Here is a 24,146-nt window from a genome sequence, read left to right as displayed (position 1 = left end):
GAGAGGAACCTGAAGACCCCTGAAGAGATCTTCAGCTCGGCTTTGCCACTCTTTACCCATGCGCCTGTTGATCGTGGAGGACGAGAAGCGGCTGGCCCTGTCGCTCGCCAGGGGCCTGACGGCCGAGGGGTACGCCGTGGACGTCGTCCACGACGGACGGGAGGGGCTGCACCAGGCCTCGGAGGGCACGTACGACCTGGTGATCCTCGACATCATGCTGCCCGGCCTCAACGGCTACCGGGTCTGCGCCGCCCTGCGCGCCGCCGGGCACGAGGTGCCGATCCTGATGCTCACCGCCAAGGACGGCGAGTACGACGAGGCCGAGGGGCTCGACACCGGCGCGGACGACTACCTGACCAAGCCCTTCTCGTACGTCGTGCTGGTCGCCCGGGTCAAGGCGCTGCTGCGGCGGCGCGGGGTGGGTTCCGGGGCCTCGCCCGTGCATGTGCACGGGGACCTGAAGGTGGACACCGCGGCCCGGCGGGTGTTCCTGGGGGAGGACGAGGTCGCCCTGACCGCCAAGGAGTTCTCCGTGCTGGAGCACCTCGTGCTGCGGGCCGGGGAGGTCGTGTCCAAGTCCGACATCCTCGAACACGTGTGGGACTTCGCGTACGAGGGCGACCCCAACATCGTCGAGGTGTACGTCAGCACCCTGCGGCGGAAGCTGCGGGCGGGGCTGATCCGGACCGTGCGCGGTGCCGGGTACCGGCTGGAGACGTCGCCGTGAGGCGGCTGTTCGGGTCCGTCCGGGCGCGGGCCACGCTCGGTGCGACGCTCGTCGTCGCGGTGGCGCTCGTCGCCGCCGGGGCCGCCGTCCTGCTGTCCCTGAAGTCCAACCTGATGGGCGAGGCCGGCACCCGGGCGGAGCGCTCCGCGCGGGCGGTGGCCGCCGAGCTCGCCGCCGGGACGCCGTACGACAAGCTGTCCGGGCTGGACGGCGACGACGGGCCGGTCCAGGTGCTCGCCGAGAAGAAGCGGGTGGTCGCGGTCAGCGAGGATCTGCAGGAGATCAGCGGTACCGACTCCGACCGGGTGAAGCCGGCGCCGTCGGTGGCGCCGCGCGGGGACGATGACGACGACTCCGACGACCACGAGGAGTCCCTCGAACCCGGGGAGATCGCCGGGGAGAGCACCTTCCGGAACGGGTCCGCGACGATCGACGGTGAGACGGAGGACTACCGGTTCGCCGCCGTCGAGGTCGAGACCCATGACCGGGGACGTCTGAAGGTCTACGCCGGTGCCCCGCTGGCCGCGGAGCACGGGGCCGTGCAGAGCGCGACGACGGTGATGCTGATCGGGTTCCCGCTGCTGCTCGGCGTCGTCGCGGGGGTGACCTGGCTGGTCACCCGGCGGGCGCTGCGGCCGGTGGAGGGCATCCGCAGCGAGATGGCCGCGATCACCGCCTCCGAGGATCTCGCGCGGCGTGTGCCGGAGCCGCAGACGCACGACGAGGTCGCCCGGCTCGCCCGGACGACGAACGAGACGCTCGCGGCCCTGGAGACCTCCGTGGAGCGGCAGCGGCGCTTCGTCGCCGACGCCTCCCACGAGCTGCGCAGCCCGATCGCCTCGCTGCGGACCCAGTTGGAGGTGGCCGCTGCGCATCCCGAACTGCTGGACCTCGACGGGGCCGTGGAGGACACCGTGCGGCTCCAGCGGCTCGCCGCCGACCTGCTGCTACTCGCCCGGCTGGACGCGGGGGAGCGGCCGGGTGACGCGAAGGTCGACCTCGCCGGGCTGGCCCGGGAGGAGGCCGAGGGGCGGACGGGTGTGACGGTGGACGCCGAGTCGGTGAACGTGGCCGGATCGCGTGGGCAGTTGGGGCGGGTGCTCGCCAATCTGCTCGACAACGCCCAGCGGCATGCCCGGTCGGCCGTCACCGTGAGCGTGCGCCGGGAGGGTGACCTGGCCGTGCTCGGGGTGGCGGACGACGGGGACGGCGTGCCCGAGGCCGACCGGGAGCGCATCTTCGAGCGGTTCGTCCGGCTGGACGCCGCCCGCAGCCGTGACGACGGCGGTGCCGGGCTGGGCCTCGCCATCGCCCGGGACGTCGCCGTACGGCACGGCGGCACGCTCACGGCCGGTCAGGCGCCCGCAGGCGGAGCCCTGTTCGAACTCCGCCTGCCGCTCGCCTAGCCGGGATGTGCCAGCCGGGGGTTACGGGCGTCCGCGCTGGGCGCGCAGGTGCTCCGCGATGGGCTTGAGGGCCTTGTCGAGTTCCGTCAGGGCCTCGGGGGACAGCAGGTCGATGAAGTGCCTCCGCACGGACGCCACATGGTGGGGCGCGACCTTCTGCATCGTCGCCATGCCGTGCTCGGTGAGGACCGCGTAGAGCCCACGGCGGTCGGACTCGCAGTTCTCCCGCCGGACCAGGTTCGCGTTCTCCATGCGGGTGATCTGGTGCGAGAGGCGGCTCTTGGACTGGAGGGTGGCGGAGGCGAGGTCGCTCATCCGCATCCTCTGGTCCTCCGACTCGGAGAGATTCACCAGGATCTCGTAGTCGTTCATTGTCAGGCCGAACGGCTGCAGGTCCTTTTCGAGCTGGTACGTCAACAGCCTGTTGACCTCCAGGTGGGTGCGCCAGGCGCACTGCTCCGCATCGGTCAGCCAGCGGGTGGCCGTCTCGGTCTCCATGAATGAAGTCTACCTAAAATGTTGAAAGGCGAACTAGTGAGGGTTTTCGTGTGACGGAGCGCACCCGCCGAACATTGGTGCGCAGGCGTTCGACGTCACACTCCGCAGACTACCGCTCACAGCCCGAAGCGACGCTGGAGGTCCCCCAGCTGTCCGGGAAGACGCGGTACGCCGGACGGCCCTGCCCCGGGGCTGTGCGCCCCGCCGCCGGGGACGCCGGCCTGGTGCGGAACAGCCCCCGTGGCCTGCTCGGCCATCAGCGTCTCGGACGACTGGAGCAGGACCGTGCCGGCGCCGACGAACTCGAACTGGTGCTCCTCGCCGGAGGCTCCGCCGAGGCCCGTCAGTGCACGTAGACCGCCCATTACGCCGGTCATGTACCCATGGTCGTAGTGGTGGCAGGGGGAGGGGCAGTCGGCCCATCCGACCAGGGCCTGGGGGTCGACCCGGATGGGGGGTTCCATGAACACCACGGGGCCGTTCGACGCGGCCACGAACTTTCCGGTTCCGATCAGTGTCAGGAAACCCGGCACGATTGATTGCTTCAGCGACAGAGTTGGCTGAAAAGCGAGGAGATTGCCCGAGCGAATGGTCAGGTTGCCGTTCTCGAGGTCGTACGAGTTCACGTCGAAGGCCCGGTCGGCGAGGAGCATCTTGCCCGAGCCCTCCGCCACGACCCACTCGCTCGCGTGCAGTGGCGAATGGAAGGACGTACGGACGAGACGGTCCAGCCGGCCGTGTCCGACGCCGTTGAAATCGATCGAGCCGTAGTAGGCGATCATCTTCCCCTTCTGGAGGAACCACTGGCTCCCCTTGAGCTCCACGCAGAAGGTGTAGGGATTGACGTTGTCGTCCGGCGGCAGTGTCGCCGGGTCGAAGACCGCGGGGCCGGCGCCCGGGGTTCCGTACGTGCTCACAGCTTCTCCTCCGACGCCTGGACGTACACCGCACCGCTGCCGCTCAGCTCCAGCTGGAACGCCTCGCCCGAGCCGCGGCCCACCATGTCCCGCCAGCCCAGGGCCGTGGACAGCTTGTTGCGGACCTCTCCGTGGTGGGCGACGTAGGCCTGCGGGTCCACGTGCACCGGCCGCTGGGGCGTGATCGGGATCTCGATCACCCCGCCGTGGGCCATGACCGCGACGGCCCCGTGCCCCTTGAGCGTGGTCGTGAACAGCCCCTGGCCGCTGACCTGCCCGCGCACCATGCCCATGACGCCGCCCTGCGAGCCCAGGAACATCGTGCCCTGCTGGAGCGTGCCCTCGAAGGCCAGGAGGCGGTCCGCCTCGACGTACAGCGTGTCGCCGGACAGCTGGATCACCTGGATGTGATGCCCGCCGTGCCCGAAGAGGACGGTGCCGCTGCCCTCGACGGTCATCAGGGGCGTGTCCTCGTCGGCGACCCGGCGGCCGATCATCGACATGATCCCGCCCTGGCCGCCGGCCGTGTTGGGCGTGAAGGACACCTCGCCCCGGTAGGCGAGCATCGCACCGCGCTGGCTGAACAGCCGCTGACCGGGCGTCACCGTCGCCTCGACCATCTTCGCGTTGATCTCCCGGAAGGCCATGTCACACGTCTCCCGCGATCGTGTTCCGCTCGCTCGGCTGCACGTACACCAGGCCGTCCCCCTCGAACCGCATCTGGAAGGCCTCGCCGCCGCCCTCCCCGAGCAGCGTGCGGAACGTCACACCGGACTGGAAGGACTGCCGCAGATTCCCCTGGTGCGCCACATACGCCCCCGGGTCGACGGTCAGCGGATACTGCGGACTCACCCGCAGCACCACCGCCGGGCCGTCCGACATGATCGCCGCCTGGCCGTGGCCCTCGACGGTCGTCGTGAACAGCCCGTTGCCCTGCGAGGCGCCACGCAGGCCGGTGAACTCCGTCCCCGTGCGCAGCCCGCCGTCGGTCGCGAGCAGGTTGCTCGACTCCACGTAGAGCTTGTCGCCCTGGAGGCCGACCAGGTTGATCTCGGAGGCGCGGTCGGCGAACCAGCAGGTCCCCCGCCCCTTCACCTCCATCAAGGTCATCTGCTCGCCGGTCAGCCGCCGGGTCACCATGCCCCGTATGCCCTCGCCGCCGCCGCTGAGCTTCTTGAAGGCCATCTCGCCGTCGTACGCGACCATCGAGCCGTTCTTCGCCTTCACGGCGTCTCCGGTCATGTCGACGGCGAGCACCTTGCTGCTCTGAAGTCGGAACATCGCCACGTACGTGAAGGTAGCCGCAGGCCGGGCGCCACGGACAGGGCCTGTGGGTGGAGAACGACCCTGACCGCACCCCTAGGGGTGGGAGCCCGCGGCGGTTTGTCACAATGGGCGGGACGCTTGTGCGTGCGTTCACAAACCGTCAGCCGTACCGACCGTTCAGATCGTCAGACCGCCGCGTCTCTCCCACCGAAGGTGACCCGTGGACCTCAAGACCGCCACCGCCATCCGCCGCCTCCGCCTGGTCTCGGCCCCCGAGGCGATCTCCTTCCTCCTCCTGCTGGTCTGCTCGGTGCTGAAGCGGACCACGGACTTCAACGCCGTGCCGGTGATGGGCATGGTGCACGGTGTCCTGTTCATCCTGTACGTGATCTTCTGGGCCGACGCCTGGAACCGGACGAAGTGGTCGGTGAAGACCGCCGCGCTGTACTTCGTCCTCTCGGTGCTGCCGACCGGTGGGTTCTTCGCGGAGCGCAAGCTGCGGCGTGAGGCCGAGGACGCGGTCATCGCGTCCCGGGCGCGCCAGGAAGGAGCGGTGAAGGCATGATCGTCGCCTTCTCCGTGACGCCGCTGGGCGTCGGCGAGGACGTGGGGGAGTACGTCGCCGACGCCGTCCGCGTGGTGCGCGAGTCGGGCCTGCCCAACCGGACCGACGCGATGTTCACCTCGATCGAAGGTGAATGGGACGAGGTCATGGACGTCGTCAGGCGTGCCGTCGCCGCCGTCGAGCGGCGGGCGCCTCGGGTGTCTCTCGTCCTCAAGGCGGACATCCGCCCCGGAGTGACGGACGGGCTCACCTCCAAGGTGGAGACGGTGGAGCGGCACCTCGCCGAGTAGACCGCAAGGACCACAGCCCCGGCTCTTCATGGGCCGGGGCTTCGTCGTGTCATGGCGAGGCACAAACGCGCCCCGCGCACCGGGCAGTTCCCTCTGATGACCCGTGCGGCTCGCGGAGTCCGACGCACCGACCCACGATGAGGGCTCAGGGCCGACCGCCGTCCCCCTGCTGGACACGGCGGCCGCCGTCTGCCCAGTGAAGGAAGGGCCTGCCGGTGAACACTTCGACGTATACGTCCCAGTCGGCGTTCGACGGCTCCAGGCTGCGCGTCATCCTGCTCGTCGATCTCCACGAAGGCGCCCAGCAACGGTTCCTCGACGCGTACGAGCACATGCGCAACCGGGTCGCGTCGGTTCCCGGTCACCTCGGTGACCAGCTGTGCCAGTCCGTGGAGAACCCGTCCCAGTGGCTCATCACCAGCGAATGGGCGACCGCGCCGCCGTATCTCGCCTGGGTGAACAGTGAGGAGCACCTCGAGACCGTCAGGCCCATGCAGGACTGCGTCCGGGACATCCGGTCGCTGCGTTACAACGTCGTCCGGGAGACCGGGCGTGCCCTCGCGCCCACCGCCGGAACCGCCGACGGGGTCCGGGCGCCGGTGCGGGTGGGCGACGGAGTGACGCGCCATGCGCTGACGTTCACCGTCAAGCCCGGCTCCGAGTCGAAGGTCGCGGACATCCTCGCCGGATACGCGCCGCCCCAGGCCCGCGCCGACGACTCCACACGACTGCGCCGGACGACGCTGTTCATGCACGGCAACCGAGTCGTACGCACCGTCGAGGTGGAGGGCGATCTGCAGACGGCGCTGCGCCATGTCTCGCGTCAGCCGGAGGTGCGGGCCGTCGAGGAAGCCCTCAATCCGCACCTGGAACAGAGCCGGGACCTGACCGACCCCGCGTCGGCACGGGCCTTCTTCATCCGCGCGGCCATGCCGGCCGTCCACCATGTGGCACGCGGCGGACCGGAGCCGGCCGGTCTGCGGCGCCACGCCCTGTACTACCCGGCCCGTGAGGGCTGCGGGATGGTGCTGGCACGGCTGCTCGCCCAGCAGGACGAGACGGCCGCGGCCGACCCCGCCGGCCCCGTGCACCGCAGCACCGTCTTCCACCGGGACGACCTGGTCGTCCGTCTCATCGACACGCGGGATCCCGAGACCGATCCGGTCAGGGCGCTCGGCATGCACGGCCCGAGGAAGGCCGCCGTGCTGGCCCGCCTGCTCGACGGCGCCGCACTCGGCGTCGAAGGGCCGCTCTCCGACGAGCGGGACGCCACCCGCCTCCTGGCGCACTCCGACATGACGCTGATCACCGATCGCAGGGCTGCCGAGTCCTGACAGTCCGTGAACGACACCCGCTCATCGACAACACCCCACAGACCTACCTGGAGACGGACCATGCACAAGACGCGCCCGCGCATCGTGGACCTCAGTGAGACCGAGCCCAACCGCAAGCGTGGCGGCGACCTGCGCACCCTGCTCACGCCCCTCACGGTGGGATCCACGAGCGGGTTCATGGGCCTGGCCATCATGCAGCCGGGTGAACGCATCAGCGAGCACTACCACCCGTACTCGGAGGAGTTCGTCTACGTCGTCCAGGGCGAGCTGGAAGTCGACCTGGACGACGTGACGCGCCCGATCCGCGCCGACCAGGGCCTCATGATCCCCATCGGCATGCGGCACCGCTTCCGCAACATCGGTGACGCCGAAGCCCGGATGGTCTTCCACCTGGGTCCGCTGGCGCCGAAGCCGAGCATGGGCCACGTCGACACGGAGGCCGTTCAGGAGAGCGCGAGCGGCGAAACGTACCCGGCCGTGCAGGGGGACGGAGTGCAGCCGGAGCGACGCGGGGTGCCCTCGTGACCCGGCGGGTGGCGGTCACCGGCATTGGTGTCGTCGCCCCGGGCGGTATCGGGGTGCCGGCCTTCTGGGACCTCCTCTCCAGCGGCCGTACCGCGACGCGCGGCATCACACTGTTCGATCCCGAGGGGTTGCGCTCACGCATCGCGGCCGAGTGCGACTTCGACCCGGTCGCGCACGGGCTCGATCCCGGCCTGGTCGAACGCGCCGACCGGTACATACAGTTCGCCCTCGTCGCCGCCGCGGAGGCGGTGACCGACTGCGGCATCGAATTCGGCGCCGAGGACCCGTGGCGCGTGGCCGTCTCGCTCGGCAGCGCCGTGGGCGGCACGACCCGCCTGGAGCACGACTACGTCCTGGTCAGCGAGCGAGGGCAACGCTGGGACGTCGACCACAGCGCCGCCGGCCCGCAGCTGCACCGGGCCTTCTCGCCCAGCACCCTGGCGTCCGACGTCGCCGAGTACTTCGGAGCCCAGGGGCCGGTGCAGACCGTGTCGACCGGCTGCACCTCCGGACTCGACGCGGTGGGCTACGGCTTCCACACGATCGAGGACGGCCGCGCGGACATCTGCATCGCCGGAGCGTCCGACTCCCCGATCTCCCCGATCACCATGGCCTGCTTCGACGCCATCAGGGCGACCTCGCCGAACAACGACGACCCGGCGCACGCCTCCCGGCCCTTCGACGCCCACCGCGACGGATTCGTCATGGGAGAGGGCTCCGCCGTGCTCGTCCTGGAGGAGCTCGAACACGCCCGTGCCCGCGGCGCGCACGTCTACTGCGAGATCCGCGGCTACGCCACCTTCGGCAACGCGTACCACATGACCGGACTGACCAGCGAGGGCCTGGAGATGGCCCGGGCCATCGACAGCGCGCTCGGACAGGCCCGGCTCGACCCCTCACTCATCGACTACGTCAACGCGCACGGGTCGGGCACCCGCCAGAACGACCGTCACGAGACCGCCGCGGTCAAACGGTCGCTGGGCGCCCACGCCTATGACACGCCCATGAGTTCGATCAAGTCCATGGTGGGCCACTCGCTCGGTGCGATCGGCGCGATCGAGATCGTCGCCTGCGTGCTGGCCCTGGCCCACCAGGTGGTCCCGCCGACGGCGAACTACGAGACCCCGGACCCCGAGTGCGACCTGGACTACGTACCGCGCACCGCCCGCCCGCGCAAGCTCGCCAACGTGCTGTCCGTGGGCAGCGGCTTCGGCGGGTTCCAGTCCGCAGTGCTCCTGACAGGGCAGGCCGGGAGGAAACGATGAGTGCTCAGCCCAACCGCCGCACCGCCATCACGGGGATGGGTGTGGTCGCGCCCAACGGACTGCAGACGGAGACCTACTGGAAGTCCGTCGAGGAGGGCCTGTCCGTACTCGACCGGATCACCCGGGAGGGATGCGGGCACCTTCCGCTCCGTGTCGCCGGCGAGGTCCGGGGATTCGACCCGGCGGCACTCATCGAGGAGACCTTCCTCGTCCAGACCGACCGCTTCAGCCACTTCGCGATGGCCGCCGCCGGTGCCGCCCTGAAGGACGCGGGGCTGAGCGACGCGGCCGCCGACTCCCCGTACTCCGTCGGTGTGGTCACCGCTGCCGGATCCGGTGGTGGTGAATTCGGCCAGCGGGAGCTGCAGAAGCTGTGGGGACAGGGGTCCCGCTTCGTCGGTCCCTACCAGTCCATCGCCTGGTTCTACGCGGCCAGCACGGGCCAGATATCGATCCGCAGCGGCTTCAAGGGCCCCTGCGGCGTGGTGGCGAGCGACGAGGCCGGCGGGCTGGACGCCGTCGCGCACGCCGCCCGCACCGTGGGGCGGGGGACCGACGTGGTCGTGGCCGGGGCGGCCGAAGCGCCGCTGGCTCCGTACTCGATGGTCTGCCAGCTCGGATACCCGGAACTCAGCACGGTCGAGGATCCGGCGCGGGCCTATCGCCCCTTCACCTCCGCGGCCTGCGGCTTCGTCCCGGCCGAGGGCGGTGCCGTGCTGATCGTCGAGGACCTGGACCGCGCACGCCGACGCGGCGCGGACGTCCGCGCCACCGTGGCGGGCCACGCGGCCACGTTCACCGGCGCCTCGCGCTGGGACCGCTCACGGGAGGGACTCGCCCGTGCCATCCGCGGTGCCCTCGACGAGGCCGGCTGCGCACCGGAGGAGATCGACGTCGTCTTCGCCGACGCGATGGGTGTCCCGGAGGCGGACCGCGCCGAGGCCCTCGCCCTCGCCGACGCCCTGGGCCCGCACGGCATCCGCGTGCCCGTCACGGCTCCCAAGACCGGCATCGGGCGGTCCTACTGCGGGGCGCCCCTGCTGGACGTCGCGGCCGCGGTGATGGCCATGGAGCAAGGGCTGATCCCGCCCACGCCCAACGTCTTCGACATCTGCCACGACATCGACCTGGTGACGACGGCGGCGCGCCCGGCCGAGCTGAGCACGGCCCTGGTCCTCAGCCGTGGACTCATGGGCTCCAACGCGGCGCTGGTACTGCGCCGCGACCCGGGACCGGCCGCCCGGTGAAGCCCACCGCACCCGTACGCACCCGTTCGACAAGGAGAACGCGCATGAGCAGTGAAGTGACCCTGGAAGAGCTGGCCGCACTGATGAAGAAGGCCGCCGGTGTCACCGTCGACCCGCACGACCTCGAAGCCCGGGTGGACACCCCCTTCGCCGAGTTCGGGCTGGACTCGCTGGGTCTCCTCGGCATCGTGGGCGAGCTGGAGAACCGGCACGCCCGGGCGCTCCCCACCGACGCGGAGAAGTGCAAGACCCCCCGCGACTTCCTCGACCTCGTCAACAGCACGCTCACGGCAGGAGCCTGACATGGCAGGACACACCGAGAACGAGATCACCATCGCCGCACCCCTCGACCTCGTCTGGGACATGACCAACGACATCGAGAGATGGCCGCAGCTGTTCAGCGAGTACGCGGCCGCCGACGTGCTGTCCCGGCAGGGCGACACGGTGACCTTCCGCCTGACCATGCACCCCGACGAGAACGGCAAGGTGTGGAGCTGGGTGTCGGAACGGACCACCGACCGCGACAAACTCACCGTCACGGCACGCCGGGTCGAACCCGGCCCGTTCGAGTACATGAACATCCGGTGGGAGTACGAGGAGACCCCCGACGGCACCCGGATGCGCTGGACCCAGGACTTCGCCATGAGGCCGGACGCGCCGGTCGACGACGCCGGGATGACGGACATCATCAACCGCAACTCGCCCGTCCAGATGGCCCTCATCCGCGACCGCATCGAGCAGGCCGCCGACGAGCGGCGGACCTCCCCCGTCACGCCCGCCTGAACGGCGCCGCCGCGTAAGGAGACCTCATGCACCACGCCCTGATCGTCGCCCGGATGGCCCCGCACGCCGCTCCGGACATCGCCGAGGTCTTCGCGGCTTCCGACCGCGGCGACCTGCCCCGCCTCGTCGGGGTGACCCAGCGTTCCCTCTTCCAGTTCGGCGATGTGTACATGCACTTCATCGAGGCCGAGCAGGACCCGGGCCCCGCCATCGCGCGCGTGGCCGGGCACCCCGAGTTCCGCGACATCAGCAGCAAGCTCGAGGCGTACGTCAGCCCGTACGACCCGCAGACCTGGCGCGGTCCGAAGGACGCGATGGCGCAGTGCTTCTACCACTGGGAGAGAGACACGGCCCCGGCCGCCCGGTGAGTGACGCCGAGGAGAGATGAGAAGGCCGCCGCCCTCACGGGGCGGCGGCCTTCTCTCGTCCGTGCGGCCAGGAGCTCAGGACGAGCGGGCCAGTGCCGGCAGCAGGCGCAGGGCGTTCTCCCGGTTGATGCCCCTGAGCTGTTCCGGCGAGACGAAGGGATCGGAGTCCAGGGCGGGTACCGCGACGTCGGCGACGACCTGCGCGGGGGTGGGCGGCCAGTCCGTGCCGAAGAGGACCCGGCTGGGATCCACCGTGGCCAGCAGCGTGGGCGTGGCGGAGGGAGACATGGGGCCCGCCGTGTCGAAGTAGAACCGGTGCAGGTAGTCACGGACCCTGCCCGGCTCGATGCCGGGAGTGAGGTGCCCGCCGAAGAGTTCGAGCCGCGTGGCCATGTACGGCAGGAAGCCTCCCCCGTGGGGGAGGACGAAGCTGAGATTCGGATAGCGGTCCAGGGTGCCGTTGCGGATCAGGTTGATGGCCGCGCGTGTGGTGTCCATGAGGAAGTCGCACACGAAGGGCGGCATGCCCGGCAGTCCGGCACCGCCGTCCTTTCCGGCCGGCACCTCCATGGGATGCGTGCTGATGACGGCGGACCGGTCGTTCAGCTCCTGCAGGAGGCGGTCGTGGGAGGCGTCACCGAGGTAGACACCGTCCATGCTCGTTCTCGTGCTCACTCCGACGGCCCCGAGCTCGTCGAGCCCGTAGCGGAGGCTCCACTGCGAGAGTTCCAGGTCGTCCAGGAACACGGGAGTGAAGAAGGCGAAGCGCGCGGGACGGTCCTCGACGACATCGGCCGCCGCCCGCAGGGCGATCCGTGCGCTCTCCTGGCGCTCCGCGCGCTCACGGAACCGTCCGAGCATCGCGACGGTCATGACGGCGGTGCTGATGCCCGTCTTGTCCATGACCTCCAGAGCCGCGTCCAGGTCCCAGCGTGTCCACCAGGGCAGCCGCTCGCGGTTGACGACACCGCGTTCTTCCGCCCAGTCCAGCCAGGCAGGCGCGGTGAAATGGTGGTGGACGTCCACTCGGCCCGCTACGGGGCCGTCTTCGAATGTCATCGGCATGTCCTCGGTGTGGTCGTTTCGGTGGGTGCTCAGGTGCGGCAGAGCACGGTCCGCAGCACGTCCGTCAGCACCCGATCGGGGGACGGCAGGTGGGTGGGCGCGCGCCAGGCGACGAAACCGTCCGGGCGTACGAGGACGGCACCGTCGTCGGCGGTGCCGTGCAGCGCCGCCCAGTCGGCATCCGGCTCGGGAACGAGGTCGTGATCAGGGCCGTCTCCCACGAGATACACCTCGACCGGAACGCCCAGGTTCTCGTCGGCCTGCTCCGCCGCGCGGCGCCACCGGTGGCCTTCGGCCCCGGCGAGCACGACGAAGGAACGCTCGTACAGATCGAGAGTGGAGATCCTGGCGCCTGCCCTCCTGACCCACATGTGGGGTGCGCGGCTCCCCGGCGCTCCGTCGATCAGGAAGGTGTCCGGGACGACCGGCCGCCGAGGGGAGGCGCCCACCACTGCGTTCGAGGCGTACCGGTAGCAGAGCGCGACCGTCATGAGGTCCGCCGCGTCGTTGTTGCGTCCCGCTGCCGGGCGGAATGCGGGGTGCTGCTCCTCGGTGGCCTGCTGGGAGGCCCGTGCGCTCGTCGTGACAGCGACAGGCCGTCGTTCACACTCGTAGGTGTCGAGCAGTGGCAGGCCGGCCCAGCCACGCAGTACCGCGGCGAGTTTCCAGGCGAGGTTGTGGGCGTCCTGGATCCCGGTGTTGGAGCCGAACGCCCCGTTGGGCGGCATTTCGTGAGCCGAGTCACCGGCCAGAAAGACCCGGCCCTGCCCGTAGCTGTCCGCGACTCGCTTGGAAGCGTGCCAGGGCGCCTTCCCCGTGATCTCGACATCAATGTCCGGAACACCGACAGCCGCGCGAATATGTGCCGCGCAGCGCTCGTTTCCGAAGTCCTCCAGGGTTTCGCCCCGATCTGGAGACCAAGGGATATGAATGACCCACCGCTCTTCGTTGTCCACGGGCAGCAGGGCGCCTTCCCCCTGCGGATCCGTGGTGTAACAGACGATGAAGCGCTTCGGCCCGACGTATTCCTTGAGGGTCTTGCTGCGGAACGTGACACTGACGTTGTGAAACAGGGCACCGGGCCCGGACTGGCCGATTCCCAGCTGTTTGCGAACGGGGCTTCTCGGGCCGTCGGCGGCCACCAGGAAATCAGCTTTCACGGTGCAGGTCTCACCGGTGTCCCGGCGCATGACCTGTGCCAGCACTCCCTCTTGGTCCTGCGTGAAGGAAAGCAGCTCCGATCCGAAGCGGATGTCCCCGCCCTGGCGGGCGCGGTTCAGCAGGACCGGCTCCAGATCGTTCTGGCTGCACAGGCACCAGTTCGAGGAGCTGACCCGGGAGACGTCCATGCCTGCGGCGATGTCCTGGACGATCCAGCGGCGCTGGTCCCCTGCGAGGGTGTCCACCTGGAGCACGCCGTCGTTCCCGGCGAGAGCGAAGGCGGCCTCCCGCACGCTCTGCTCCAGTCCGGCGGCCCGGAAGATCTCCATGGTGCGCACGTTGTTCCCGCGGCCGCGTGGGTGCGTCGATGTCTCGGCATGCCGCTCCACGAGCATGTGCTCGATTCCGAGACGCCCCAGGAACACGGAGGTGGAAAGACCCACCAGGGATCCGCCTACGATGAGAACTGGTACAGATTCCACTCCGCGTCCGCTCACTGGTTTCCTCGTCCTCCGGCGACTGCCCAGTCCGGGAACGGTGGACTGGCCCGTCCATGATGTTTACCAAGCAGGACTTACGCGCGCGATCCGGGGCGCCCCGGGGTACGCCGGCCGGGTAACCGGAGCAATTCCGCGGACATCCTGCGGCGCTCGGACTCATATGGCCGCGCAGCGTTTGCGGCGCAGCGGCGGCCGGGAAATTGTGTGACCGACCGACGGAATTCTCGACCCCCGGGATCAGCCATGACGCAAGCGTTCGCATCCGAGGAAATGTCGCCCGAAGAGGCCGCCGCCGCGGCCTCGGCATGCAGCCGGGAGTTTCGCGCCGACCCGCATCCCGTCTACGCCGCGCTCAGGGCGACAGCCCCCGTATGCCCGCTGAAGCCCCCGCACGGGGTCGACACGTATCTCATCACCCGGTACGACGACGCCCGTGCGGCCCTGGCCGATCCTCGGCTGAGCAAGGACATGTACGGCGCCATCGACGCCTACCACCGGATCTTCGGCGACTCGTCGATCGCCCTGGACGACAACATGCTCTTCTCGGACCCTCCCAAGCACACGAGGCTCCGCAGGATCGTCGGCACCACCTTCACCCCCAAGAGGGTGGAATCGCTACGGCCCAAGGTCCAGAAGATCGCCGACGAACTGCTGGACCGCTGCCCGGCGTCCGAACCCCTGAACCTGCTCCCGGAGTTCTGCTTCCCGCTGCCGCTGCACGTGATCTGCGAGCTCCTCGGCGTCCCGGAGAACGAACGCAGGCAAGCCCAGGAATGGTCCGCCACCGTCGCTCAGACCGGCTTCGGGCCGGAGGCGAGGAAGGCGCTGGAACTGGCCGAGGGCAACCTGCGCGACTATCTGGTGGACCTGATCGCGCGGAAGCGGAAGGAGCCGGACGGAGCTCTGCTCAGCGCACTCGTCACGGCGCAGGACGAGGACGGCGCGCTCACCGACCACGAACTCGTCTCCACCGCGTGGGTGCTGCTCTTCGCGGGCCACAAGTCGACCGCGTACCAGATCGGCAACGCCGTCTACCACCTGCTCGGCCGACCGGAGCAGAAGCGCCTGGCCTTCCGCGACCCGGAGGCGACGGCCGCAGCCGTCGAAGAGATCTTCCGGTTCGAGACCTCCGTGGAGAACTCGACGTTCCGCTACGCGACGGAAGACATCAAGATGCGCGACACACTCATCCCCAAGGGTGCGCTCGTGCAGATCTCGCTCACGGCGGCCAACCGGGACCCGGAGATGTTCCCCGACCCGGACCGCATGGACGTCGAGCGCCCGAACGTCCAGGCGACACACCTCGCATTCGGCCTCGGCCCGCACTACTGCATCGGCGCGCCGCTGGCACGTCTGGAGATGCAGATCGCCCTCACCACGCTCTTCGGGCGCCACCCCGACATGGCCCTGGTCGGGGAGCCGGAGAACGTGCGCTGGCTGACCGTGCCGTTCCCCGCCTTCCGCGGGCTCGCGGAACTCCCCGTCGTCCTCGACCCGTCGTGACGGGGCAGGCTCCGGCACCGGCGCGGGTGCGAGTGGTGCGCCTGCTGCACGTCCGGGAGGGAAGGGAAGCGGATTTCGTGGACGCCTACCAAGGCGTACGCGACGGCGCCGTGCGGTCCCCCGGGCATCTGCGCGAACAGCTCTGCCGCTCCCTCGATGATCCCGGTCGATGGCTGCTCACCAGCGAGTGGGAGAGCCTCGAGGCCATCAAACGCTGGCGCACCGACCCTGAGCACGCCACTCTGGTCGGTCCGATGAACGCCTGTCTGCACGACGACCGGTGGACCGGGGTCTTCGAGATCATGCCCGAGAGCACGGGTGACCGAAGGCCGAGACAGGGCTGACCATCATGTGACCGGCCGGTAAGGTCGGGTTCGTGCCGAAGCCGCTCAGTCTCTCCTTCGATCCGATCGCGCGCGCCGACGAACGCTGGAAGCAGCGCTGGGGAAACGTGCCGTCCATGGCCGCGATCACCTCGATCATGCGCGCCCAGCAGATCCTCCTCGCCGAGGTCGACGCGGTGGTCAAGCCGTACGGGCTGACGTTCGCGCGCTACGAGGCGCTGGTGCTGCTCACCTTCTCCAAGTCGGGCGAGCTGCCGATGTCCAAGATCGGCGAGCGGCTCATGGTGCATCCCACCTCCGTGACGAACACCGTGGACCGGCTCGTGAAGTCGGGTCTCGTCGGCAAGCGGCCCAACCCCAACGACGGACGCGGCACCCTCGCCAGCATCACCGACAAGGGCCGTGAGGTGGTCGAGGCGGCCACCCGCGACCTGATGGCGATGGATTTCGGGCTCGGGGTGTACGACGCGGAGGAGTGCGCCGAGATCTTCGCGATGCTGCGGCCGCTGCGGATCGCCGCGGGGGACTTCGAGGAGGGGTGACCCGGGCCAAGATCTCCCGGAACGGGTGGTTACGCTCGACGGCATGAAAAAGAGCGTGCTGACCCGCTATCGCGTGATGGCCTACGTCACCGGCGTACTGCTGGTCCTGCTGACCTTCGGCATGATCGGCAAGTATGTGCTCGACCTGAACGGCGCGGCCGACTTCACGCGCGTCGTCAGCATCGCGCACGGCTGGCTCTACGTCGTGTACCTGATCTTCGCCTTCGACCTGGGCTCCAAGGCGAAGTGGCCGGTGGGCAAGCAGATCTGGGTGCTGCTCGCGGGGACCATCCCGACGGCCGCGTTCTTCGTGGAGCGCAAGATCAGCCACGAGCTCGAGGCCAGGGTCGCGGAGGACTCGCCCGCGACCGCCAAGGCGTAACCGCACCGCCGTACGGACGAACGTACGGCGGTCTGCCATCGACATTTACTTGGACGTCCTAGTAAATTCGATGGTATGGACGCTGACGCCATAGAGGAAGGCCGCCGTCGCTGGCAGGCCCGGTACGACTCCGCGCGCAAGCGCGAGGCCGACTTCAGCACGCTCTCCGGCGATCCCGTGGAGCCGGTGTACGGGCCCCGGCCCGGCGACAGGTACGACGGGTTCGAGCGGATCGGCTGGCCCGGGGAGTACCCCTTCACCCGCGGCCTGTACGCGACCGGCTACCGAGGGCGTACGTGGACCATCCGGCAGTTCGCCGGGTTCGGCAACGCCGAGCAGACCAACGAGCGCTACAAGATGATCCTCCGCAACGGCGGGGGCGGGCTCTCGGTCGCCTTCGACATGCCGACGCTCATGGGCCGCGACTCCGACGACCCGCGCTCGCTGGGCGAGGTCGGGCACTGCGGTGTCGCGATCGACTCGGCGGCCGACATGGAGGTCCTGTTCAAGGACATCCCGCTGGGTGACGTGACGACGTCCATGACCATCAGCGGACCGGCCGTGCCCGTCTTCTGCATGTACCTGGTCGCCGCCGAACGGCAGGGCGTCGACACCTCCGTCCTGAACGGCACGCTCCAGACGGACATCTTCAAGGAGTACATCGCCCAGAAGGAGTGGCTCTTCCAGCCGGAACCGCACCTGCGGCTGATCGGCGACCTCATGGAGCACTGCGCGGCCGGCATCCCCGCCTACAAGCCGCTGTCGGTCTCCGGCTACCACATCCGGGAGGCCGGGGCGACGGCCGCGCAGGAGCTGGCCTACACGCTGGCGGACGGCTTCGGGTACGTGGAGCTGGGCCTGTCGCGCGGTCTTGACGTCGACGTCTTCGCGCCCGGCCTGTCCTTCTTCTTCGACGCGCACGTCGACTTCTTCGAGGAGATCGCGAAGTTCCGGGCCGCGCGACGGATCTGGGCCCGCTGGATGCGGGACGTGTACGGGGCGCAGTCGGAGAAGGCGCAGTGGCTGCGCTTCCACACCCAGACGGCGGGTGTCTCCCTCACCGCGCAGCAGCCGTACAACAACGTCGTACGGACGGCTGTGGAGGCGCTGGCGGCCGTGCTCGGCGGGACGAACTCGCTGCACACCAACGCCCTCGACGAGACCCTCGCGCTGCCCAGCGAGCAGGCGGCGGAGATCGCGCTGCGGACCCAGCAGGTGCTGATGGAGGAGACCGGGGTGGCCAACGTGGCCGACCCGCTGGGCGGCTCCTGGTACGTCGAGCAGCTCACGGACCGGATCGAGGCCGACGCCGAGAAGATCTTCGAGCAGATAAGGGAGCGGGGACTGCGGGCGCACCCCGACGGGCAGCACCCGATCGGGCCGATCACCTCCGGGATCCTGCGGGGCATCGAGGACGGCTGGTTCACCGGGGAGATCGCGGAGTCGGCGTTCCGGTACCAGCAGGCCCTGGAGAAGGGTGACAAGAAGGTCGTCGGGGTGAACGTCCACACCGGGTCGGTGACCGGCGATCTGGAGATCCTGCGGGTCAGCCACGAGGTGGAGCGGGAGCAGGTCCGGGTGCTCGCGGAGCGGAAGGCCGGGCGGGACGACGCGCGGGTCCGGGCGGCGCTCGACGGCATGATCGCCGCGGCGCGGTCGGACGCGAACATGATCGAGCCGATGCTGGAGGCGGTACGCGCCGAGGCGACGCTCGGCGAGATCTGCGGGGTGCTGCGGGACGAGTGGGGGGTGTACACGGAGCCTGCCGGTTTCTGAGCCCCGCGCCAGCGTGGTTCAGTGTCCGCAGTCAACCATCAGTGCATGATCCGCTGACGACTGGAGGACCTCCGTGGAACCCATCACGGCAGGACTGCTCGTGGCGCTCGCCTCGGGAACGGCCGGTGCGGCCGGCGAACAGATCTGGGCGTCCCTGCGCGACCTGGTCGCCCGAAGGGGACCCCGGGCCGGCGAAGGGGAGCCGGCGGTGCCCGCCGAGCCACCGCGCACCGAGGAGCGGGCCGGGCAGCTCGCCGCGCTGCTCAACGAACGCGCCCGGCAGGACCCCGACTTCGCGGCGGCGCTGGAGATCTGGCGGCGGCGGGCGGACGCGGAGGTCGGCTCACGCTCCGGGGACGTTCACAACGAGATCTCCGGCGGCACCCAGGGCACGGTGATCCAGGGCCGGGACATTCACGGCAACATCACCCTCGGCGGCGGTTCCTCCTGAGCGGGCCGGCCGGCTGACCCAGGGAACACGGCTCAGCCGGCGGCCGGGTGCGCGGCTTCTGCCGCCAGGCCCCTGAGCAGCACCAGGGTGAAGCCGCGGACCCACTCCTCGTCCACCGGCTCCCCGCTCACCAGCGTGCGGTGGACCACCGCTCCCGCCACCATGTCGAAGATCAGGTCCGCTGTGCGGGACGCGGTGACGGGGTCCGGCTCGGGCGGGAGTTCGCCCCTCGCCTGGGCCCGGGATCTGCCCTCCAGGACCAGGCGTTTCTGGCGGTCGACGACCGACTCGCGGATGCGTTCGCGCAGGGCGTCGTCGCGGGTGGCCTCCGCGACCACCGCCATCAGGCCGCTCTTCGCCTCCGGGCGGGCCAGGATGGCGGCGAACTGGAGGACGACGCCCTCGATGTCCGCGGCCAGTGAGCCGCTGTCGGGGAGCTCCAGTTCGTCGAAGAGCTCCGCGACCGCGTCGACGACCAGTTCGTTCTTGCCGGACCAGCGGCGGTACAGCGTCGTCTTCGCAACCCCGGCGCGTGTCGCCACGTCTCCCAAGGTGAGCTTGGACCAGCCCAGTTCGACCAGCGCCGCCCGCGTCGCGGCCAGGATCGCGGCGTCCGCCGTGGCGCTGCGCGGGCGCCCGGTGCGGCTGGCTGGGCTGCGGCTGTGCATGTCATGACCATAAACCGGCGGTTCCCGTGCGGCCGTGAGGGAGATCACCGGGGGGTGGTGTTCCGACGGTTCGGTGTGGCATTACGCTACGACTCGTAGCGAAAGCCCGTGAGGGACGTACACGGGCTCGAGTGACCTGGCGTGGGGTGGGGACCCGGCGCCGAAGGGCTCCCGACCGGCCCGGCTTTCACACCGTTTTTCACACGCGCGCGCAGTACGGGGGAGGATAGGCGCATGCAGCCACGGAACATGTCCATGAGCGGAGTCGTCGACCTCGCCGCGGTGAAGGCGGCCCAGGAGGCCAAGGCGAAGGCGGAGCAGGCGCGTGCGCAAGCCGCCCGGGAAGGCGGCGCGGGGGCGATCTCCCCGGCCGATCTCGTCATCGACGTCGACGAGGCGGGGTTCGAGAGGGACGTCCTCCAGCGGTCCGCCGAGGTGCCCGTCGTCATCGACTTCTGGGCCGAGTGGTGTCAGCCCTGCAAGCAGCTGAGCCCGGTCCTGGAGCGGCTGGCCGTCGAGTACAACGGCCGCTTCCTGCTCGCCAAGATCGACGTCGACGCCAACCAGATGCTGATGCAGCAGTTCGGCATCCAGGGGATCCCGGCGGTCTTCGCGGTCGTCGCGGGGCAGGCGCTGCCGCTCTTCCAGGGGGCCGCGGGCGAGGCGCAGATCCGGCAGACGCTGGACCAGCTGGTGCAGGTCGCGGAACAGCGCTTCGGCCTGACCGGCCTCGCCGTCGACCCCGAGGCCGAGCCGGGCGGCGGCGCCCAGCCGGCTCCCGAGCGGCCGGCCGGCCCGTACGACGGGCTCCTCGAGGCCGCCGTGCAGGCGCTCGACTCGGGTGACCTGAGCGGTGCCGTCCAGGCCTACAAGAACGTACTGAACGAGGACCCGGGCAACGAGGAGGCCAAACTGGGTCTCGCCCAGGCCGAGTTGCTCCAGCGGGTGCAGGGCGTGGACCCGCAGCAGGTGCGCAGGGAGGCGGCCGAGAAGCCGGCCGACGTGCAGGCGCAGATCGCCGCCGCCGACCTGGATCTGGTGGGCGGCCATGTGGAGGACGCCTTCGGCCGGCTCATCGAGACCGTGGCGCGTACGGTGGGTGACGACCGGGACACCGTGCGGATGCGGCTGCTGGAGCTGTTCGAGGTGGTCGGACCCGAGGATCCGCGCGTGATCGCGGCCCGTAGGGCCCTGGCTCGGGCCCTGTTCTGACCAGTCGTTAAACGCACGGGCCTGTGGTGCCCATGTGAAGAATTTGCCGACAGGGCGTCACCGCGGCCGCGCTTTACCAAAACTTGGTAATCGCGGCCGCTGTTACTACGAGTAAGTCATGGGCGTTGATCTGTCGGTTTCTGTCCAGCGATCAACAGCTTTGTACCGCCGTTCGGCACCACCCTGTGTCGTCGTCCGAGACCGGGGGGTCGTTGTTCGGTTATCCCGCCGTTACTAGCCAGTAACGAACCCCCTTGTGCGGGCGGCGAGAATGCACCACGATCGGCCACGCTCGGTCCATTCCCGTACCCCGGCAGCCGGTTGGGTCGCGGGACGTCCTGGGTCCCCACCGAGCAGAGCCGGCGGCAGTGGCGCCGGCTCTTGGACAGGGGGGTCTTCGCCCACCCGGCGAAGCCTGTCCAGCAGGGTTGTGCGTGATGCGTGTCAGGCGCGACCAGTGGTTGTCGCTCGGGGGTGATCGCCGGTGATTCGGGCGCTAGTTGCGCCGCCGAGTGCAGGCGCTCTCCTTCCCGAGGACGTAGCACTTCTCCCATCCCTGCACGGCTGAGCCGCGATTCGGGGCGAGCCAGGTCAGGAGATGTACGTCCGAGAAGGAGGAAATATGGAGTCCCAGGTGCGTGGCGGGACCAGATGGAAGCGGTTCGCTGTGGTGATGGTGCCCAGCGTCGCCGCCACGGCTGCGATAGGTGTCGCCCTCGCGCAGGGCGCTCTCGCCGCGTCGTTCAGTGTCTCCGGGCAGTCGTTCAAGGTCACGACCGACCAGCTCGTCGGTACGGGCTTCTCGCAGTACGGCGCCCTCGACGAGGGATACACGATGGACGGCAAGAAGGCCGTCCACCCGGTCGCCGTCTCGTCGTTCAAGCAGGCGACGATCAAGAACCTGTGCCAGTCGGTCGTCACCCCGAACATTCCGGTGCTCGGGAACGTCAGCCTGATCCTGCGTGCGGGTCAGGGTGCGAAGCCGGTGGAGGCCCAGAACCTCTACATCGACGTCGCCGACCTCAGCGCCGATGCGACGTTCGAGAACATCGACATCGGTGTGGCGGCCAAGGACGCCAACAAGGGTCCGGCCATGCGGAAGGGCGAGACGTCCAACCCGTACGGCTTCGCCCAGCAGGCGGACAAGGCGACCCTGACCGACGTGAAGCAGACGGCGTGGGCGACCACTGCCGGAACCTTCAAGCTCAGCGGCCTGAAGATGTCGCTGTCGACGGGTGTCAAGGAGTGCTACTAAGCACTCGCTGACGGGCGGGGGAGCCGGTGGCGCCCCCGCCCGTCCACCTTCCGGCCGGGCCTTCACGGACGGCCCACATCACCACCACAGCAACGCCGTACCAGGGAGCTGTTTTTCCATGAGCGCCGAGACTCCTGCCGCAGACGGCCAGTTCACTCTCCGGAGGCAGCAGTTCCGCGCCTGGCGGGGTACGCGGCCGTTCTGGGCCGGGCTGTTCGTCCTGCTCAGCGGACTGCCCATCGCCTACTTCCCGTACGCGAACCTCCAGATCGGTCACCTGACGCTGGCGATGGCGACCACCGCGGGTGCCGGTTCCCTGATCATCGGCGTGCTGCTCGTCGTGCTGGGCGTCAGCCTCTGGTTCCAGAAGCACGTCCGCGTCTTCGCGGGTGTCGCGGCGATCCTGCTGGCGCTGGTGTCCATCCCCGTGTCCAACCTCGGCGGCTTCCTCATCGGCTTCCTCCTCGCCCTCGTGGGCGGGGCGATGGCCGTGGCCTGGGCGCCGGGCCCGCCGCCGGCGGGGCAGCTCGCCGGCCACGCGACGACGGGCACGGGCGAGGCTCCCGGCGGCACGGACCACGACACCACGGTGCTGCGGCCCGTGGACGGGGTGGGCGAGCCGAACGATCTGTCAGGAACGAACCCGGCCAACGGGGCGAACGGGAGGCACAGTGCCGGCTGACGAGGTGACCCACGGGGCTGATGTGGAGGCGTCCCGTGTGAGAACCGGGCCGCGCCACGCGGCACCCAAGAAGCCGCTGTTCACCAGGTTCAACAGGCCCGCCGGCAAGGCGATAGCCATGGCGGCGATGCCGACGGCGGTCCTCATGGGCATGGGCTTCACATCCACGCTCGCCATCGCCGACAGCAACAACCCGGCGACGCCGTCGTCGAAGAGCCTGACGGCCGACGAGTACAAGGACTGCGTGGCGGCCCTGGAGGACGCCAAGGACCCCAAGGGCGACGACTCCGCCTCGCCCACGCCGTCCCCCTCGGCGAGCGACGGGGCGAAGGACGAGGACGCCGGCAAGGGCGAGACGGATCCCACCCCCTCCCCCTCGGCCACCGAGGGCGGTACGGGCGCGGACCAGGACGATTCCTCTTCGTCGGATTCAGGTTCCGACGACAAGGGCGAGCCCGAGCCGGCCCCGTCCCCGAGCGCGCCCAGCGGCGGCGACTCGGCCGCCACTCCGTCCCCCTCGCCGTCCGAGAGCGGCGGCAACCTGCTGGAGGACATCGGCGACGCCATCGGCGGCATCTTCAACGGCGGGGACAAGGCCGGCGCGAGCCCGAGCCCGAGCCCCACCCCGTCCGCCTCCGCGTCCGAGGACACCGGGACCACGGGCGACGACGCCGCCGACACGGTGAAGGACACGGCCGAGAAGGCCGCCGGCACCGCCGAGGACACCGTCAAGGACACCACCGACAAGGCGTCCGAGACGGCCGAGGACACCGGCAAGGCCGTCGACAAGGCGGCCGAGCGAGCCGGGAAGGCGGCGGAGCAGGCCGGGAAGGCGGCCGAGGAGGCCACCGCCTCGCCCAGCCCGTCCCCGAGCTCCTCCACGGACGCCGAGGACTGCCCGGCCGCCACCGACGCCGAGGGCGGCGTCGACAACAAGGTGCCGCTGCCCGACGATCCGTGGTTCCTCAACGCCAGCTCGCTGACGCTGAAGGGCGCCGACTACAAGGGCGTCGTCGAGGTGCGCACCGCCAACGGCACCGTCAAGAAGGTCCTGAAGTACGTCATCTCCGGCGGCACCGACATCGGCGACCTCCACCAGACGGTCAAGGACAAGCAGTCCGGCAAGACCTACCACGTGCAGGCGGCCAAGGGCTCGACGTCCACGATCCGCGACGGCGACACGGTGATGTACACGGAGAGCATCTCCGGCAACCTGCTCGGACTGATCCCGATCACGTTCGACCCGGAGCACCCGCCGCCGCTGAACATCCCGCTGATCTACTTCACCAACGTGAAGGTCCAGCAGGCCGGCCAGTTCGGCGGGACCCTGCACGTGCCCGGGCTGCACAACTTCGTCACCGACTGAACGCCTCTCAAGGCCCGTTCGGGAGCCGCACAAGCCGAGGGCGCCCCC

Annotated in this window: 28 protein-coding genes; 21 read left to right on the top strand and 7 right to left on the bottom strand. The window is 69.8% G+C overall.

Features of this window, described 5'->3' with window-relative positions; translation table 11 throughout:
• The first annotated feature begins 58 nt into the window (after positions 1-58).
• Together MQE23_RS14445 and MQE23_RS14440 are read left to right on the top strand one after the other, a co-directional pair.
• On the top strand, positions 59-727 hold the full coding sequence (locus tag MQE23_RS14445) for a response regulator transcription factor (protein WP_020276109.1): 669 nt from the start codon (positions 59-61) through the stop codon (positions 725-727).
• A complete protein-coding gene (locus MQE23_RS14440) occupies positions 724-2,133 on the top strand; it encodes an ATP-binding protein (RefSeq protein WP_020276108.1) in 1,410 nt (469 codons plus the stop codon). Before MQE23_RS14445 ends, MQE23_RS14440 begins: the two co-directional genes overlap by 4 nt.
• A 21-nt stretch (positions 2,134-2,154) precedes the next feature.
• Here MQE23_RS14440 and MQE23_RS14435 read toward each other — a convergent pair whose 3' ends face one another.
• From MQE23_RS14435 to MQE23_RS14420, 4 genes are all read right to left on the bottom strand, one after another.
• Positions 2,155-2,631: a MarR family transcriptional regulator gene (locus tag MQE23_RS14435; RefSeq protein ID WP_020276107.1), complete on the bottom strand. Its 477-nt coding sequence runs from the start codon at positions 2,629-2,631 to the stop codon at positions 2,155-2,157.
• Between the two features lie 116 nt (positions 2,632-2,747).
• Positions 2,748-3,548, bottom strand: coding sequence for an AIM24 family protein (locus MQE23_RS14430; RefSeq protein WP_020276106.1), 801 nt, complete (start codon positions 3,546-3,548; stop codon positions 2,748-2,750).
• Entirely contained in the window at positions 3,545-4,195 is a 651-nt protein-coding gene (locus MQE23_RS14425; protein ID WP_020276105.1) for an AIM24 family protein, read from the bottom strand. Before MQE23_RS14425 ends, MQE23_RS14430 begins: the two co-directional genes overlap by 4 nt.
• A 1-nt stretch (position 4,196) precedes the next feature.
• A complete protein-coding gene (locus tag MQE23_RS14420) occupies positions 4,197-4,829 on the bottom strand; it encodes an AIM24 family protein (protein WP_010048561.1) in 633 nt (210 codons plus the stop codon).
• Between the two features lie 205 nt (positions 4,830-5,034).
• Here MQE23_RS14420 and MQE23_RS14415 point away from each other — a divergent pair, with 205 nt between their 5' ends.
• The 9 genes from MQE23_RS14415 to MQE23_RS14375 all read left to right on the top strand — a co-directional run bounded on the left by MQE23_RS14415 (position 5,035) and on the right by MQE23_RS14375 (position 11,191).
• Positions 5,035-5,379, top strand: a complete 345-nt coding sequence (locus MQE23_RS14415; protein ID WP_020276103.1) for a DUF3817 domain-containing protein — start codon at positions 5,035-5,037, stop codon at positions 5,377-5,379.
• Positions 5,376-5,669, top strand: coding sequence for an MTH1187 family thiamine-binding protein (locus tag MQE23_RS14410; RefSeq protein ID WP_243379338.1), 294 nt, complete (start codon positions 5,376-5,378; stop codon positions 5,667-5,669). Before MQE23_RS14415 ends, MQE23_RS14410 begins: the two co-directional genes overlap by 4 nt.
• 215 nt (positions 5,670-5,884) lie before the next feature.
• A complete protein-coding gene (locus MQE23_RS14405) occupies positions 5,885-7,003 on the top strand; it encodes a SchA/CurD-like domain-containing protein (protein WP_243379337.1) in 1,119 nt (372 codons plus the stop codon).
• Positions 7,004-7,063: 60 nt separating this feature from the next.
• Positions 7,064-7,528 (top strand): cupin domain-containing protein, encoded by a 465-nt coding sequence (locus MQE23_RS14400; protein WP_020276100.1) that lies wholly within the window; start codon positions 7,064-7,066, stop codon positions 7,526-7,528.
• On the top strand, positions 7,525-8,793 hold the full coding sequence (locus MQE23_RS14395; protein WP_243379336.1) for a beta-ketoacyl-[acyl-carrier-protein] synthase family protein: 1,269 nt from the start codon (positions 7,525-7,527) through the stop codon (positions 8,791-8,793). Before MQE23_RS14400 ends, MQE23_RS14395 begins: the two co-directional genes overlap by 4 nt.
• A complete protein-coding gene (locus MQE23_RS14390) occupies positions 8,790-10,040 on the top strand; it encodes a ketosynthase chain-length factor (RefSeq protein ID WP_020276098.1) in 1,251 nt (416 codons plus the stop codon). Before MQE23_RS14395 ends, MQE23_RS14390 begins: the two co-directional genes overlap by 4 nt.
• A 44-nt stretch (positions 10,041-10,084) precedes the next feature.
• Positions 10,085-10,342 (top strand): acyl carrier protein, encoded by a 258-nt coding sequence (locus MQE23_RS14385; RefSeq protein ID WP_020276097.1) that lies wholly within the window; start codon positions 10,085-10,087, stop codon positions 10,340-10,342.
• A 1-nt stretch (position 10,343) separates the two neighbouring features.
• Positions 10,344-10,823 carry an SRPBCC family protein gene (locus MQE23_RS14380; RefSeq protein ID WP_020276096.1) on the top strand — a complete coding sequence of 160 codons (480 nt, stop codon included), beginning with the start codon at positions 10,344-10,346 and terminating at the stop codon, positions 10,821-10,823.
• Positions 10,824-10,849: 26 nt separating this feature from the next.
• Positions 10,850-11,191 (top strand): TcmI family type II polyketide cyclase, encoded by a 342-nt coding sequence (locus MQE23_RS14375; RefSeq protein WP_020276095.1) that lies wholly within the window; start codon positions 10,850-10,852, stop codon positions 11,189-11,191.
• 75 nt (positions 11,192-11,266) lie between these two features.
• Here the strand turns inward: MQE23_RS14375 and MQE23_RS14370 are convergent, their stop codons facing one another.
• Positions 11,267-12,250 (bottom strand): amidohydrolase family protein, encoded by a 984-nt coding sequence (locus MQE23_RS14370; RefSeq protein ID WP_037672448.1) that lies wholly within the window; start codon positions 12,248-12,250, stop codon positions 11,267-11,269.
• A 35-nt stretch (positions 12,251-12,285) separates the two neighbouring features.
• The gene (locus MQE23_RS14365) at positions 12,286-13,914 is read right to left on the bottom strand and encodes an FAD-dependent monooxygenase (protein WP_279345143.1); all 1,629 of its coding nucleotides are present in this window, start codon (positions 13,912-13,914) and stop codon (positions 12,286-12,288) included.
• 246 nt (positions 13,915-14,160) lie between these two features.
• Here MQE23_RS14365 and MQE23_RS14360 point away from each other — a divergent pair, with 246 nt between their 5' ends.
• The 6 genes from MQE23_RS14360 (at position 14,161) to MQE23_RS14335 (ending at position 18,915) form a co-directional block, all read left to right on the top strand.
• Positions 14,161-15,420, top strand: a complete 1,260-nt coding sequence (locus MQE23_RS14360; RefSeq protein ID WP_082320044.1) for a cytochrome P450 — start codon at positions 14,161-14,163, stop codon at positions 15,418-15,420.
• Entirely contained in the window at positions 15,417-15,764 is a 348-nt protein-coding gene (locus MQE23_RS14355) for an antibiotic biosynthesis monooxygenase family protein (protein WP_037672446.1), read from the top strand. Before MQE23_RS14360 ends, MQE23_RS14355 begins: the two co-directional genes overlap by 4 nt.
• Positions 15,765-15,796: 32 nt before the next feature.
• A complete protein-coding gene (locus MQE23_RS14350) occupies positions 15,797-16,306 on the top strand; it encodes a MarR family transcriptional regulator (protein ID WP_020276089.1) in 510 nt (169 codons plus the stop codon).
• A 43-nt stretch (positions 16,307-16,349) separates the two neighbouring features.
• The gene (locus tag MQE23_RS14345) at positions 16,350-16,688 is read left to right on the top strand and encodes a DUF3817 domain-containing protein (protein ID WP_020276088.1); all 339 of its coding nucleotides are present in this window, start codon (positions 16,350-16,352) and stop codon (positions 16,686-16,688) included.
• A gap of 75 nt (positions 16,689-16,763) precedes the next feature.
• Complete coding sequence (locus MQE23_RS14340) at positions 16,764-18,464, top strand: methylmalonyl-CoA mutase family protein (protein ID WP_243379333.1); 1,701 nt, start codon at positions 16,764-16,766, stop codon at positions 18,462-18,464.
• A 73-nt stretch (positions 18,465-18,537) separates the two neighbouring features.
• A complete protein-coding gene (locus MQE23_RS14335) occupies positions 18,538-18,915 on the top strand; it encodes a hypothetical protein (RefSeq protein ID WP_020276086.1) in 378 nt (125 codons plus the stop codon).
• A 32-nt stretch (positions 18,916-18,947) separates the two neighbouring features.
• On the opposite strand, the gene MQE23_RS14330 is transcribed toward MQE23_RS14335, so the two are convergent.
• Positions 18,948-19,583, bottom strand: a complete 636-nt coding sequence (locus MQE23_RS14330) for a TetR/AcrR family transcriptional regulator (protein WP_020276085.1) — start codon at positions 19,581-19,583, stop codon at positions 18,948-18,950.
• 234 nt (positions 19,584-19,817) lie between these two features.
• On the opposite strand from MQE23_RS14330, the gene MQE23_RS14325 reads away from it, so the two are divergent.
• The 4 genes from MQE23_RS14325 to MQE23_RS14310 all read left to right on the top strand — a co-directional run bounded on the left by MQE23_RS14325 (position 19,818) and on the right by MQE23_RS14310 (position 24,098).
• Positions 19,818-20,795: a tetratricopeptide repeat protein gene (locus MQE23_RS14325; RefSeq protein WP_037672445.1), complete on the top strand. Its 978-nt coding sequence runs from the start codon at positions 19,818-19,820 to the stop codon at positions 20,793-20,795.
• A 622-nt stretch (positions 20,796-21,417) separates the two neighbouring features.
• Positions 21,418-22,050, top strand: coding sequence for a DUF6230 family protein (locus tag MQE23_RS14320; protein WP_037672444.1), 633 nt, complete (start codon positions 21,418-21,420; stop codon positions 22,048-22,050).
• Positions 22,051-22,168: 118 nt separating this feature from the next.
• Positions 22,169-22,732, top strand: a complete 564-nt coding sequence (locus tag MQE23_RS14315; protein WP_243379332.1) for a DUF6114 domain-containing protein — start codon at positions 22,169-22,171, stop codon at positions 22,730-22,732.
• A complete protein-coding gene (locus MQE23_RS14310; RefSeq protein WP_243379331.1) occupies positions 22,722-24,098 on the top strand; it encodes a hypothetical protein in 1,377 nt (458 codons plus the stop codon). Before MQE23_RS14315 ends, MQE23_RS14310 begins: the two co-directional genes overlap by 11 nt.
• Positions 24,099-24,146 lie beyond the last annotated feature (48 nt).

Source organism: Streptomyces sp. HP-A2021 (assembly GCF_022807935.1).
Taxonomy (GTDB): domain Bacteria; phylum Actinomycetota; class Actinomycetes; order Streptomycetales; family Streptomycetaceae; genus Streptomyces; species Streptomyces afghaniensis.
Note: the sequence above shows the minus strand (reverse complement) of the source record. Positions and strands in the feature narration are given on the sequence as shown.